A 363-nucleotide genomic window follows, 5' to 3' on the forward strand; every position below is an offset into this window, starting at 1 on the left:
GACCGTCGTCATTGCTGATCGGAGCTTCGAGCCAGAAGCTGGCTGCCAGGCCACCACCCAGGTCTTCCGTACCACGGAAGCCGATGCGGCTGGAGTTGTAGCCCGAGTTAGCCAGCTGACGGCTGCTGACCTTGACCGAACCTTGGTTCAGATAGACGGGGATACCGAAAGCGTTGGGGAACACGGTCGCGCGGTTGTCGCGCGAGGTGCTCGAGTAGCCGCTGATCGACGCGTCGACCACACCGAACAGGGTCACGGACGACTGAGCCGAGGCAACACCAGCGACAGCCAGCGCAGCCAGAGCAACCAGAGATTTTTTCATTGCAAGTTTCTCCAAGGTTAAACATAGGGCTCCGGTGCGAA

At 60.1% G+C, this 363-nt stretch carries 1 protein-coding gene; it reads right to left on the reverse strand.

From position 1 onward, the window contains the following. Window positions 1–322, reverse strand: a 322-nt coding sequence (locus tag ACTJLF_RS34790; RefSeq protein ID WP_440884928.1) for a porin, incomplete at its 3' end; no start/stop codon positions are given. Window positions 323–363 lie beyond the last annotated feature (41 nt).

It is taken from the genome of Variovorax sp. 22077, assembly GCF_052044195.1.
Classification (GTDB): domain Bacteria; phylum Pseudomonadota; class Gammaproteobacteria; order Burkholderiales; family Burkholderiaceae_C; genus Variovorax; species Variovorax atrisoli.